At 66.3% G+C, this 13,756-nt stretch carries 10 protein-coding genes; 4 read left to right on the forward strand and 6 right to left on the reverse strand.

What is annotated here, in order from left to right:
* Positions 1-22: 22 nt before the first annotated feature.
* The 5 genes from ACFTWF_RS11725 to ACFTWF_RS11745 all read right to left on the reverse strand — a co-directional run bounded on the left by ACFTWF_RS11725 (position 23) and on the right by ACFTWF_RS11745 (position 6,337).
* A complete protein-coding gene (locus ACFTWF_RS11725; protein ID WP_378461369.1) occupies positions 23-787 on the reverse strand; it encodes an SDR family NAD(P)-dependent oxidoreductase in 765 nt (254 codons plus the stop codon).
* Between the two features lie 33 nt (positions 788-820).
* On the reverse strand, positions 821-1,081 hold the full coding sequence (locus ACFTWF_RS11730) for a hypothetical protein (RefSeq protein ID WP_185726531.1): 261 nt from the start codon (positions 1,079-1,081) through the stop codon (positions 821-823).
* Positions 1,082-1,094: 13 nt separating this feature from the next.
* On the reverse strand, positions 1,095-3,014 hold the full coding sequence (locus ACFTWF_RS11735) for a hydantoinase B/oxoprolinase family protein (protein WP_378461370.1): 1,920 nt from the start codon (positions 3,012-3,014) through the stop codon (positions 1,095-1,097).
* 10 nt (positions 3,015-3,024) lie between these two features.
* Positions 3,025-5,091, reverse strand: coding sequence for a hydantoinase/oxoprolinase family protein (locus ACFTWF_RS11740; protein WP_378461371.1), 2,067 nt, complete (start codon positions 5,089-5,091; stop codon positions 3,025-3,027).
* Positions 5,092-5,233: 142 nt separating this feature from the next.
* The gene (locus tag ACFTWF_RS11745) at positions 5,234-6,337 is read right to left on the reverse strand and encodes a LuxR C-terminal-related transcriptional regulator (RefSeq protein WP_378461372.1); all 1,104 of its coding nucleotides are present in this window, start codon (positions 6,335-6,337) and stop codon (positions 5,234-5,236) included.
* A 146-nt stretch (positions 6,338-6,483) separates the two neighbouring features.
* On the opposite strand from ACFTWF_RS11745, the gene ACFTWF_RS11750 reads away from it, so the two are divergent.
* Both ACFTWF_RS11750 and ACFTWF_RS11755 read left to right on the forward strand, forming a co-directional pair.
* Complete coding sequence (locus ACFTWF_RS11750) at positions 6,484-6,987, forward strand: carboxymuconolactone decarboxylase family protein (RefSeq protein WP_378461373.1); 504 nt, start codon at positions 6,484-6,486, stop codon at positions 6,985-6,987.
* Positions 6,988-7,090: 103 nt separating this feature from the next.
* Complete coding sequence (locus ACFTWF_RS11755) at positions 7,091-8,008, forward strand: alpha/beta hydrolase family protein (protein ID WP_378461374.1); 918 nt, start codon at positions 7,091-7,093, stop codon at positions 8,006-8,008.
* 309 nt (positions 8,009-8,317) lie between these two features.
* Here ACFTWF_RS11755 and ACFTWF_RS11760 read toward each other — a convergent pair whose 3' ends face one another.
* On the reverse strand, positions 8,318-11,581 hold the full coding sequence (locus ACFTWF_RS11760) for a protein kinase (protein ID WP_378461375.1): 3,264 nt from the start codon (positions 11,579-11,581) through the stop codon (positions 8,318-8,320).
* Between the two features lie 208 nt (positions 11,582-11,789).
* Between ACFTWF_RS11760 and ACFTWF_RS11765 the strand changes: the two genes are divergently transcribed.
* On the forward strand, positions 11,790-12,218 hold the full coding sequence (locus ACFTWF_RS11765; RefSeq protein WP_378461376.1) for a MarR family winged helix-turn-helix transcriptional regulator: 429 nt from the start codon (positions 11,790-11,792) through the stop codon (positions 12,216-12,218).
* A complete protein-coding gene (locus ACFTWF_RS11770; RefSeq protein ID WP_378461377.1) occupies positions 12,202-13,632 on the forward strand; it encodes an MFS transporter in 1,431 nt (476 codons plus the stop codon). Before ACFTWF_RS11765 ends, ACFTWF_RS11770 begins: the two co-directional genes overlap by 17 nt.
* Positions 13,633-13,756: the final 124 nt, after the last annotated feature.

Genomic DNA, 13,756 nt, shown 5'->3' on the forward strand with positions numbered 1-13,756 from the left:
GATTTTCTGGCAGCAACGTCCGTCAGCCCGCCATGTATCCGCCGTCGACGACGAACGAGCCGCCGGTTGCATAGCCGGCGCGATCGGAGAGGAGCCAGCACGCCATTTCGGCGATGTCGTTGGGTTGTGCGAGTGTGCCGAAGGGAATTCGCGCCACGATGGTGGATCCGCTGCGGCGCTTGGCATCCTTCATCAAATCGGTGTCGGTATAACCCGGGCACACCGCGTTGATCCGGATGGCCGGCGCGTATTCGATTGCCGCAGTTTTCGTCAGACCGACCACGCCGTGCTTGGCCGCCGCATACCCGGCCGTGGTCTTGAATCCGGTGAGACCCGCGAGCGAGGCCGTATTCACGATGGCGCCCCCACCCTGTGTCGCCATCTGCTTCAACTCGGCGCGCATACACAGCCACACGCCCTTGAGGTTCACGGCGACGGCGCGGTCGAACGCGTCCTCGTCCCACTCCGCAACGGATCGGCCTCCCTGGCCGATCTGCCCGCCGCTGACGCCGGCGTTGTTGAACGCGCCGTCCAGGCGGCCGTAGTGGTCCACTACCGCGGCGACCATCGCATCCACCGACGCCCCGGCCGTGAGGTCGGCGGGAAGCGCGATCGCCTCACCGCCGGCCGCGCGCACGAGGTCTGCCGTCGCCGCGACCCCGTCCTCGGACACATCTGCCGCCGCGATCCGGGCGCCTTCCTTCGCGGCCAACAGGGATGTCGCCCGCCCGATGCCTCCCGCCGCGCCGGTGACGAGTACTACTTTCCCGTCGAGTAATCCTGACATTTTCTGTCCTTCTTCCGAGTAGATGCGTGGTACCTATCCGACCCGTGAGGCCGGCCAGTCGCGGGCTGGGGAACGCCATGCGGGCCAGTTGTCCTCCGGCTCCGGGCGGGTCACCGACACATGGTGAAAGCACTCCTGGCACTTGACGACCATGCGGGGGCCGAGGTGGTTGGCCACGGGATAGCGGGCGAGACTCGTCGCGCCGCAGGACGGACATTCACCGTCGACGGTGGTGCGTTCGACGTAGACCCGGTCGGTCTCGGGGCGGGGGAACAGGAGCCGGTCGACTGCCATGGGGATGCCTTTCTCAGAGGTTCCAGTTGCGGGGGGTGGCCACGGGCACGCTCCAGCGGCCCTGGTCGCGGTCGGCTGCGAGCTGCGCACGCCGTGCTGTGGTGGCGGCTTCGTCGACGTCCCCGTTCGTGATCACGATCCCGTGGGCGTCGGCCGCGAACTCAGGGCTCACGAGCCCGCTGCGAACGTCTTGCAGCACCTTCCCGGGGATACGGGCCAGGGGGTCACCCCAGCCGCCGCCACCGCCGATCACGAAGCGGAGCGCGTCGCCGGCTTTGAGGATCAGTCCGGAGAACTTGCCGGTCTGGTAGCGCGCGCCGCGGCCGAACTCGCCGTCGTTCGGGTCCGGTCGGCCCTGTTCGTCGAACATGCCGAACAACGGTTCGGCCCCACGCAGGTCGAGCGGGTCACCGTGTTCGGCGAGGTCGAAGTTCTCGATGTACCAACCGTAGGCCGGCGAGCCGGCGCCCCCTCCGTTCGACCCGGGAGCGCCGAGGCGGACCCGGTCGGCGGTGATGGTGACCATCGTGTCGGACTCGGCGAAGATCGAATAGACCGAGCCGAGACCGCCGCGGAACTCTCCGGCCCCGGCGGTGTCGATCACCATCTCATGTTGGACAATGACCAGCGGGCTCTCGATCTCGACGTGTTCCTGCACCGATGTCCGGCAGTTGCCGATCGGAATCACGCAGAACGAGACGCCGTCGTCCTTCCATGTGCCGCCCCAACCGCCACCGGCGAGCGCGAATGCGCCCCACGGCGTGCCTTCGTGGCCCGGACGAGTATCGATGCCGCCGAGGCTGACGACGACGGCAGTGCCGGTGTCGCAGGCGAATGCCTCGTCCATCGCCTGGCTCAGGGCCTGGGTGACGACGTTGATTCCCCGGGCACCGATGTCGGCGTGGTTGGAGCAACTCGACGGCGGCAGCACCTGCACCACGCTGCCGGACGGCAGCAGGGTCTCGATCGGCCGCAGCGTGCCGCTGTTGACCGGTGTCGAAGGGTCGACCATCAGCTTGACCGCCTCGATGCAGCGTGAGGCCTCGCACCACGCGGTACCGCAGTTGCCGAGGGGCTGGCGTCCGGACCCGGAGAAGTCGATCTCCATGGAGTCGCCGCGCACCTTCACGGTCACGTGGACCGGAATCGGTTCGTCGCTGACGCCGTCCTCGTCGAGGAAGTCCTCGGCGGTGTAGTCACCGTCCGGGATGCTCGCGATGCCGCGCCGCATGCTCGCCTCGGTGGCCTCGATGGCGTAGCGGCCGGCCGCGCGCACCTTCTCCAGGCCACCGCGAGCGATCAGATCCTGCAGCTGGCGCTCTCCGACCACCAGGCATCCGTGCAGGGCACGCAGATCGCCGAGCACGAGCTGCGGGACGCGGTTGTTCTCCAGGATGAAGTTGAACGTCGGGCGAACCGGCACGTCGTTCGCATACAGCAATGTCGGCGGCAGTTTGAGCTGTTCCTCGAAGTGCGTCTGGGTGCCGTTGGAGAAGCCGCCCGGGATCGCGCCGCCGAGGTCGACGAGGTGGGACGTCGAGTGCAGCAGGAATTCCACCCGGCCGTCGACGAAGACGGGCCGGAGCAGGTTGACGTCGGACTGGTGGATGGTGCCGCGCCACGGGTCGTTGACGAAGATGACGTCGCCGGGTTGCATGTTGTCGATGTCCCAGTCGTCCATCACGAAGTTCGCGATGTGCGGGGCGGTGAAGGCGTGCTGCATGCAGCCTTCCCACAGTGCGACGGTTTCCCAGCCGTCGTCGGTGCGCATGTGAATGGCGCTGGTGCAGTCGAGGATGTCGCGGCAGACCGGGGAGAAGGCGCTGCGCATCAGCGAGTCGAGCATCTCGCGGGCGACCTCGGTGAGGCCGTAGCGGAGGATGTCGAGTTCGACGTCGACGGCGGGGCCGGCGTCAGGGGTGGTGATCGTCATGGTCTGTTCCTCAGCTCTGGGGCTCGATGATGAGATTCAGGTCGCCGTCCACGTAGGCCGTCCGGCCGGGAAGGACGAGGGTGGTCGCGAACTTTTCCGCGACGAGGGCGGGGCCCTGCACCCGTTCGAAGGGTTCGAGTCGTTCCCGGACGTAGATGGACACCTCGACCTGCTCGGTCGTGCCCGGCAAGGTGAGCTCCGCCGTGCGCAGGAACGCCTCTCCGTCGTCGGGGGTGAGGTCGGTCTTGTGCTGCTTGCGCGGGATGATCGCCGTCACCTCCACCGTCGAGATCACGACGGGAATCTCCGTCGCCGCGAAACCGTAGGATTCCCGGTAAAAGTCGTGGAATTGCGGTACCAGCTCGGTCACACTGTCGGTGGTGAGAGCGCCGGAATGGATCGGCATGCGGTTGTCCCACGTCTGGCCGCGGTACATCGCGAAGACGGCCCGCTCGAAGCGGATTCGATCGACGTCGGCGCCCTGGCTGTCGAGTTCACCGCGGATGCGGTTCTCCAGCGCGACGAAGGCGGCCTCGATCGCCTCGGCGCTCGCGGGTGCGAGCGGTGTCATGATCGACTGCGCACGGGTGACCATCAGGTCGCTGCGCAGCAGTCCCATGGCCGAGAACTGGCCCGGGTTGCGCGGCACGATCACCTTGTCCAGGCCCAGGATCTGCCCGACGCGGTCGGCGAGCATCGGGCCTGCCGAGCCTGAGGGCTGCAGGGCGAACTCGCGGACGTCGAGCCCCCGGTACACCGAAATGGTGCGGACCTTCGCCGCGATGTCTTCACAGGCGACCTCGTAGGCCGCCGACGCGAGTTCGAGGGCCGACATGCCGAACTGCTCCCCGGCCTTCCCGAGCGCATCGAGCGAGGCGTCGACGTCGAGTTGAATGGCGCCGTTGGCGAACAGGTCCGGTTGAAGGACACCGAGAGCTGCGCACGCATCGGTGAGGGTGGGCTCGACACCACCGCGCTGGTAACACACCGGCCCGGGGTTCGAGCCGGCAGACGCCGGACCGACCGCCACATTGCCGAGCGTGCTGGGCCGGATCAGACTACCGGCGCCCGAACCGACGCTCTCCACGTCCACCAGCGGCATGGTCAGGGTGAGACCGGTTTCCAACGTCCACAGATCGGTGAGCGGTGTCTTGCCGGCCACGATCGCCGCCACGTCCGTGCTCGTGCCGCCGACGTCGATGGTGAGCAGGTTCGGCGAGCTGCTCTCGTTGGCGAGTTTGACGCTGCCGCTCACGCCGCCGACCGGACCGGAGACCAGCTGGAACACCGGAGCGCGGCCGGCGTCGGCGAACGTCGCGACACCTCCGTTCATCATCATGATCCACAGCGTCCCAGCGTAATTGCGCTCGGAGAGCCGACTCATCAGTCGGTCGAGGTAGCCGACGACGGCCGGACCGACGTACGCGTCGAGGGCGACGGTCGTGGTGCGCTCGTGCTCCTTGGTCACCGGGTAAAGTGCGGAAGTCTGAATGTAGGCTTCCGGCAACTCTTCTGCGACGATCTCAGCCGCCCGCTGCTCGTGGTCGGGGTTGATGTAGGAGTTCATCAAACACACGGCCACCGACTTCGCACCCTGGCTCGCCAGCGAACGCGCAGCGTCGCGAACGGCATTCTCGTCCAACGGCAACAATTCGGAACCGTCGTACCGCAGCCGCTCGGGAACACCGAAACGCGACTCGCGCTGCACGATGGGGCGCTCCTGGTGCGGCCGCAGCCAGGTGGGGTCGTAAAACCGGTCACCGAACTCGCGGTGCATGCGTCCGATGTCGAGCAGGTCCCGGTGTCCGCGTGTCGCGATCAGGCCGGTGCGCTCGCCGGTTCGACTGAGCAGGGCGTTGATGCCCACCGTGTGCCCGTGCACGATCTCGGCAACGTCCGGGACCTCGACACCGATCGCCTCGATGCTCAGAAGTACACCCTCCTCCTGCTGGAGGGTCGACAGCACCTTGCCGTCTCGGGTCTCACCCGTCTTGCGGTTGAGCGCAATGATGTCGGTGAATGTGCCACCGACATCGATGCCGACTATCCAGTCGGCTGCCCGCTCACTCTGCGTCATATCTCGGCCTCCGTGCTGTGTTTCCAGTGACATGCGCAGTGCATCTGCGCCACGTTTGTGTTGCACATCACTCTTCCGCACGGAGGGTGCGGGAACATCTGACGGAGGTCGTAGTTTCGTACGACCTTCGGTTTGATCAGCCTTACGTCGCTGTACGCGTGATATCGGAATTGCGCAGCCAGATCGACACGGCCTCGGCCCGGTTGGCTGCGCCGAGTTTGCGCAGTATGCGGGTGATGTGGGTCTTGACGGTCCCCTCCGAGATGACCAGCCTGCGGGCGATCTTGCCGTTGGAATCGCCGTCCGCCATGAGTTTCACGATCTGCACCTCGCGGCGGGTGAGCACGGAATCGTCGTCGCGACCGAGCGCGACGGACTTTTCTACCCCCTGCCCGGATGCCTTGGTCCAGCGTCCGAGCCCGTCCAGTTGGGCGCGTACCGTCGAAAGGCCTTCGAGCACACTTACTCTCGCCAGGTTCTGACTCATACCCTCGGCGAACGTCGCCAACAGGGCTTGATCGACACTGGTGAGATTACGTTGCTGGTGAAAACAATCGCCGTGCACCAGCCCGACGACGTCACCGTCGACAATCAGCGGCGCAATGCCGTACGACGAGGATCTGGTGATCTCTGCCAGCGGACGGTTGACGCGAGGGTTGTCCTGCACCTCGTGGACGATGGTCGCGCGAGCACCGACGACAGTGTCGTTCTCGACGAGCATGCGGTCGAGAACCGGCGGATTCTCCCTGCCGACCGCCACGATCTCCTCTGCCCAGCGCGGATCGCGGACGACGTGCATCGAATGCAACCGCCACGACCCGTCCACCGTCGACAACAGCGCACGATCGAAGCCGAGGCTGCACACCGCCTCGGGAGCCCGGGCCAACAGCGCGTCGACGGTCTGCACGTCGCCGACCCGCGCCAACGCCGACTGAACCTTCGTGAGAATCTCCGCGTGGTCGGCGAGGCCCAGCTGTGCCACCGCAGCCTCCGCCTCGCGTATGCGGCCGAGAAGCAGCATCAGGGAGGTCAGAGCGTCGGGCGACGTGTCTTGACGGCCGATTGCACACGTCATCTCCGCAGTCACCAGGTCCCACAGCCGACCCAGCGCCTGACTGTGCGACAGCGCGCCGACCGGCTGCGGACCGCTCAGATCGCGGTCGAGCAGCACGCTTACGTCGTGGATGAGGTCGGCGACCACACCGCCCAGCGCCACGGCGTCCTGTCCGATCGACGTGTTGCGCATGCTGCACTCCCAAGGCCCTCTCACGACCGATTTGTATAAATCTATTATGTATGATTTTTGGAATCAAGTGCTTTAGGTCACGAACTGGAGGGATGAGACGCGCCACCTCGCGAATCCGGACCTGCCCCTCAATGGAAGGACCATGAATGACGAATTCGAACCAGCCCACGCCGGTGCAACAGCTGATCGGCAACTTCGCCCCCAAACTGGTGTCGCTGACCGACGACGTCCTCTTCGGCGACATCTGGACCAGAGCCGATCTCACCCCTCGCGATCGCAGCCTGATCACCTGTGCCGCCCTGATTACCAACGGCAGTACCGAGCAACTACGCAGTCATCTCACGCGGGCCGTCGCCAACGGCGTCACGCAGTCGGAGTTGAAGGAGACAATTGTCCACCTCGCCTTCTACCGGGGTGGCCTCGCGCAATCTCGGCGATCACCCTCGCCCGGGAACTATTCGATACAGCCGAAACTCAGCTCTGATCGACTGTCGGACTTGTCGGCCCTCACTAACCAACCGTCCGTTACGTCTCGGGGTTCGCAGCGTAGTGATGGGTGCGCGGGGAAAGGAACATCTATGAAAGCAACGCGAGGGGAGGGCTGTCAGTACCTGGATATATCAGCGAACGGGGAGAACGCTCGACCGTAGTTGAGCTTCGTCGCAACCATCCCAGATGGAGGCAGTACGACCGTGTCGTTACGACGAAGTACCCCGGTATGGCGTCCAGGCGCCGGAAAGGAAGGCAAACCCGATGGCTGAAGAAGACGAGGCCCAGGCCGCGTTCGACAGCTTTGTTGCGTTGTGGACCACCGGAACGACCGCTGGACGGCGGGCACCGGTGTTGCGGCGACCCGGCGAGGTCGGACTGGACTACGACGACGTGACATTCCCGTCGACGGACGGCGTGCCGCTCGAAGGTTGGTTCATTCCCGCGGACTCCGACAAGTTGATCATCCACAATCATTTCCTGCCGGGCAACCGGTACGGATACCCGGGTCATCTCCCGGAATTCGGTGGATTCGGGGGTTTCGAGATCAACTTCTTGCCCGAGTACAAAGCATTGCACGACGCCGGCTACAACATCCTGGCCTACGATATCCGCAACCACGGCCTCAGCGGACAAGGTAACGGCGGCATCGTCGGCATCGGCTTGCTCGAGTATCGCGACGTCATCGGATCCCTGCACTACGCCGCCTCTCGGCCGGACACCGAGAAGATGAAAAAGGTTCTGCTGTCGGTCTGCCTCGGCGCCGACTCCACCGCAGTGGCCTGGTCCAAGCACCCGAACGAGTTCTCCGATATCCAGGCGATGGTCATGCTGCAGCCAGTTTCCGCCAAGTACGTCGTCGAGGAGTTCGTCAAAGGCGTCGGCATGGCCGATGGCTACGAGAAGTTCGACAAGGCTGTGCACGAGCGGACCGGGTTCCACCTTGCCGAGCAATCACCGCTCGAGCACGTCAAGGCCGTCACCGTCCCCACACTCGTTGCGCAGGTCCACAACGACACCATGACACGCCCAGAAGACGTCCAATCGATCTACGATGCGCTACCCGTGGACGATAAAGAGTTGCACTGGATCGAAGGCACCGACCGCCGCTTCGATGGCTACAACTACTTCGGCATCCACCCCGAAGTAGCGATCGATTGGTTCGACAAGCACCTCGAGTGACCCGGCACGCGTCCGCTCTGGGATCGCCCTGCACACGCGCAAACTCTGCGGGCTAGGGCCTTCCCCGTCGGGCGCGGCGGCCGCCGTTTGCCTACCGGAGCATGGCCGATCAGGCGGGCGCGGAACAGCATTGCGACCGACTGCGCCGACAACGGTGCCGGTGCGAAGGGGGTGTGGCCCCAGCGGTCGATCGGTGTGAACAGCGACCGTTTCGTCCCGGCGCGGGGCTTCGGCGAGCACGGCGGGCGTCACAGGTGGTGGCGCGTCAGGAACGCCTCGATTACGGCGGCGAACACCTTGGATCACTGCCTAATCGTGTGCCCGCTCCACGACCCAGGCGGCGACTTGTGTCCGCGAGGTGAAGCCCAGTTTGGCCAGGATGTGCTCGACGTGGCCCTGTGCGGTGCGGGGTGAGATCACGAGGCGGTCGGCGATGGCCTGATTGGTCAGTCCTTCGGCGATGAGGTCGGCGACTTGGTGTTCGCGCTTGGTCAGTCGTGTCGACGTGCCGGTGTCTCGGGCGGGGGTTCCGGACTGCTGCTCGTGGAGGGCGTAGGCGATAGCTGCGTCGAAACCGAGTTGCTCGCCTTTACGTCGGGCGGCCCCGAACGCTTTGTCGCCGAGTTCCGTCCGGGCCTTCTCGAAGTATTCTTTCTGGTAGACAATCAGATTGGAGTGAATCACCGCGGAACTGCCGATCGCTCGCGCCAGCCCGTCGGCAGCTCCCATCAGAACAGCAGCCCGGAGTGCATCGTGTCGTTCGAAACTGATCCAGGCGAGCGCTTCGAGACAGGACGAAACGACCCGGGGGCTGCGCACCTGCCGGGTCAGCTCCAGCGACTCCTCGAGTAGGTGCACCGCACGGTCTGCATTACCTTGCTGCCACACGGCAATTCCCAGAGACCACAGCGAATGCGAGCGATACATCTTCTCGCCGTGCTTCTCCGTGATTGCGAGGACCCGCTCGTGGCATTCGATCGCCTGCGCTGCCGCGCCGCTGAGTCCGTATGCCGTCCCGAGCGGGTACAGGGCGGCAACTTCGAGCGTGCGGTCTCCCTGTCGGCTGAACTCTGCGAGCGCGGTCTCCAGGTGAGAGCGGGCACGGACGAGGTCACCGCCCAGGAGGGCGAGCATTCCGTCGGTGAAGGAGACGAACGCACGTATCAAGGGGTCGCTGGTCTGCGCTGCCAGCGCGCGCCCTTGCTCGACGCGTGCCGCCCCGGTGTTCACGTCACCCTGGACGTTCGCCATCACGCTGGCTCCGTAGAGGCCCTTGGCCCATTCGAGGGTGGGTGCGCCGCTCTGCCGGGCCACCAGTTGGTCGTACCAGCGCCGACCCTCGTTGTACTGGCCCTGCGAACTCCAGAACAGAAACAGGGCGGCGGCGGTGCGCAGTCCGGCGGCGGGATCGTCCTCGACACCGAATTCGAGCGCCTCCCGCAGATTCGGTTGCTCCCGCTTCAGCCGCTCAATCCACTCCACCTGGCGGGCGCTGATCCACTCCGCCTCCGATTCGAGCGCCAACGCCTCGTACCAATCCCGATGCCGGCGACGCAATGACAGAGCCTCGCCGGTCTGTTCGAGTTTCTCGTACCCGTACTCGCGGAGGGTCTCGAGCATCCGGAACCGCACCACCGACTCCTGCTCCTCCCGGATCAGGATCGACTTCTCCACCAACGACGTCAGCGTATCCAGCAACTCGTCCGGGTCCAGGCCCTCACCGCACACCCGCTCCGCGGCATCGAGTTCGACACTCCCGGCGAACACCGCCACCCGACCCCACACCAGTTGCTCACCGGCACTGCACAACTCGAAACTCCAGTCCACCGACAACCGCAACGTCTGCTGCCGCGACGGCGCCCCCCGGTTCCCCCGGGTCAACAGGGCATAGCGGTCGGTGAGTCGCCCGAGGATCTGCTCCGGCGACATCGCCCGCAACCGGGCCGCCGCCAACTCGATCGGCAACGGCAACCCGTCGAGACGGTGACAAATACCCACCACCGCTGCCGCGTTCTCCTCGGTCAACGCGAACCCCGGAACCGCCGCCGCCGCGCGCTCGGCGAACAGGGTCACCGCATCGTAGGTCGGCAACCCCCGCAGAGTCTGCTGCCGATCAGGGTCCGGCACGGTCAGCGGCGGAACCCGCAGCACCGCCTCCCCGCCGATGCCGAGGGGCTCGCGGCTGGTCGCCAGAACCCGCACCCCGGGGCACACCCGCAACAGGGCTTCGGTCAGCCCCGCCACGGCGTCCACGATGTGTTCGCAGTTGTCGAGGACCAGCAACACCTCCCGCGGCGCGAGGAACTCGATCAGCACCTCCGACAGCGGCCGCGCCGACTGATTCCGCACCCCCACCGCCGCGGCCACCGCATCACTCAGCGACGACGCGTCCCGCAGTTCCCCCAACTCGATCAGGCGCACCCCGTCCGCGTAGTCGCGCTGCACCGCTGCCGCCACCCGCATCGCCAGCCGTGTCTTGCCCACACCGCCGATCCCGGTCAACGTCACCAGCCGCGACCCGGTCAGCAGATTCCGTGCCTCCGTGAGCTCGTGCCGGCGACCGACGAAACTCGTCAACTCCAAAGGGAGGCTGCCCGTCGCGCCCAGCACGCCGGACGGCGGCGACAATCGTCCGCGCACCGACCGCTGCTGCCCGTCCCCCTGCGCGTCGGGTTCCGCGCGCAGGGCCATCTCGTCGACCGGCATCCCGTGGTCGCGTTGCAGTCTGCGCAGCTGTTCCCCGAGGTCGGCCGCCGTTGCCGGACGCTCACCGGGCTCGCGGGACATCGCGCGGGCGATCACCGCGGCCACGTCGTCGTCGATACCGTGCTCCCGCAGATCCGGCACCTCCTGCGTGGTGATCCGCAGGAACTGCGCCACCACCTGCTCCCCGCTACGCCGCTCGAACGCCGCATGACCGGTCAACGCACTGAACAGGGTGGCGCCGAGACCGTAGACATCGGCGGCCGGGCTCGGCGGATCGCCACCGAGCACCTCCGGCGCCGTATACGCCGGCGACCCGGTGACCGCACCCGTCGCGGTCTCGAACCCCCCGCTGATGTGCGCGATACCGAAATCCGCCAACTCCGGCTCGCCGTAATCGGTGAGCAGGATGTTCGCCGGCTTGATGTCCCGGTGCAGAATCCCGAGCCGGTGCGCCGACTCCACCGCACCCGCCATCTTCACCCCCAGCCGCAGCACCTCGTCCAGTGCCAGCGGGCCGTTCTCCCGGACCCGGGCCTCCAGGGAATCCTGCGAGTGGAACGGCATCACGATGTAGGGCCGTGCGCTGTCGGTGGCACCGACCTGCAACACACCCACGATGTTCGGATGCCCCGTCAGCCGGCCCATCGCCCGCTGCTCCCGGAAGAACCTCGCCCGGTTCTCCTCGTCCAGGTCGACGGTGAGCACCTTCACCGCGACCGTGCGGTCCAGGTCGGCCTGGATGCAGCGGTAGACGACACCGAACCCGCCGCGACCGATCTCCACGGCATCGTCGAACCCGGCGCCCGCCAACTCCGCGGCCGGGGCCGGCGGATACCGCTGCGTGTCGAGCGGATCACCTTCACCCATCGGACGGACCACTCACCCCGTCGGCTCATCGGCCATCGCCCGCTGGTCCCGACGGCACGACCAGCGCACATTCCCGTGGACTCACCTCGCGATGGCGTCCTCTCGAGGATATCGCCGACGGAGTCCGGTGCGGACGATCCTGGAGCGACCGGTGTGAGACTCCCCATTTAGTCAACTAGGTTGATCAATCTGGTTGTACGCTTTGCGAATGATCACCGAACAGGCCACCGCTCAGGTCCTGCGGGAAGCGCTGCGCCCGATCTGGCGACAGCTCACCACGGGCAGGACGATCTCCGTCGGCAAGATAGGCGTGCTCGCGTACCTGTCGAAGCACGGACAAACGTCCGCGTCGACACTCGCGACGGCCGAGCGAATCAGCCCCCAGGCGATCGCGACGGCAGTGCGCGAACTGGAAGGTCTCGGGTTGGTCGTGCGGACGCCCGACGAGCAGGATCGCCGCCGGATCTGGATCGAGCTCACCGACGCCGGGTGGGAGAGGCTGGCGCAGGAACGGTCGAAAGGCCTCGATTGGCTGGAGCAGGCCATCGCGGAGCGGCTGACCGCCGAGGAGAAGAAGACTCTCGACTCCGTCGTCCCGATTCTGCGCAAGTTGGTGGACGATGCGCCCGGCGACTGAGTCCCTCACGCACCCCCGGCTACTGCCGGGCCTGGCCTACGCCGCCCTGACGACCGCGATCGTCAGCTCACTCGGCATGCTGCTGGTCCCCACCATCTCCCACGACATGCACGTGGAGGTGAGCACCGGCCAATGGATGCTCACCGTCAATCTGCTGGTCGGTGCGGTCGCGACACCGATCATGGGCCGGCTGAGCGACGGCCCGCACAAGAAGCGCCTGCTGCTGTGCTCCCTGACCACGATCCTGGTCGGTTCGATCGTCGCGGCCACCGCGCCCACCTTCCCCGTCTTCCTCATCGGACGCGCACTGCAGGGACTCACCTACGGAATCGTTCCGGTGACGATCGCGTTGGCCCGCCGCTATCTCCCCGAGAACCAGGCCCGGCTCGGCATCTCCAGCCTGTCGGTGACGGTGACGACGGGCCTCGGGCTCGGGTATCCGCTGACCGGCATCCTCGCGGACCTTCTCGGGTTCCGTTTCGCGTTCTGGTTCGCGGCGCTGTTCCTGATCACCACCATTGTCGTCGTCTGGCGTGTCGTTCCCGCAGGCCCCGACGAGCAGGCGCCACGCAACACGCTCGACGTGCCCGGTGCACTGCTGGTCGGCACCGGACTCGCGTCACTTCTCGTCGCCGTCAGCGAGGGCTCACGGTGGGGCTGGGGCTCTCCGTGGACCGTCGGATTCTTCGCCGGGGCCGCGATCCTGCTGACGGCGTGGTCGCTCGTCGAACTGCGCACCCCGCATCCGCTGATCAACCTGCGGGTACTGCGCAACGCTGACGTGCTGGTCGCGAACAGCACCGCGATCGGCCTCGGTGCCGCAATGTACATCGGACTTTCGATCGGCAGCCTCATCGCCCAGTCGCCCGCCTCCACCGGCTACGGCATCGCGTTGCCCCTGTTCTGGGCCGGATTCGTGATGCTTCCCCTGTCGGTGGCCAGTTTCGGCGCGAACCGACTCGTCCGCGCGGTCTCACACCGGATCCGCATGAGAACGCTGCTGCTCCTCGGCGCGGGCCTGGTGACGGCCTCGAGCATGTTCCTCTGGTTCGCCCACGACGCACTGTGGGAAATCCTGATCGGCATGCTGGGATTCGGCGCCGGAATGGGCATGACATACGCGGCGATGCCTTCCCTGATCGCGCGCAGCGTCGCCGATACCGAACTCGGCAGTGCCGTCAGCTTCAACCAGGTGCTGCGTACCGTCGGCGGCTCGTTCGGCAGCGCCGTCGCGGGCGCGGTACTCGCCGCGAACCTGGCACCGGACCTACTACCCACCGAAACCGGGATCGCGCACACACTCGCCATCGGATCGATCGGATGCGCGATCGTCTTCGCCGCATTGCTCGTCAACTACGTGAAGTCGCGTCTGCCGTCGCCCGAGCGCACAGGCGCGAGTGTCAGTCGGATCTAGCGTCGGGATTTCGTCTTTCCCAGGTGAGGTCCCGGGTCGCGGGATTGGACCGAGCCTTGTTCACAGCGCTGGACCCGCGGCGGCCGCCGCGATCGATCCTCGACTCGCGGTCCCCATTCCATTA

Source organism: Rhodococcus sp. NPDC056960 (genome assembly GCF_042674125.1).
Lineage (GTDB): Bacteria > Actinomycetota > Actinomycetes > Mycobacteriales > Mycobacteriaceae > Rhodococcus_F.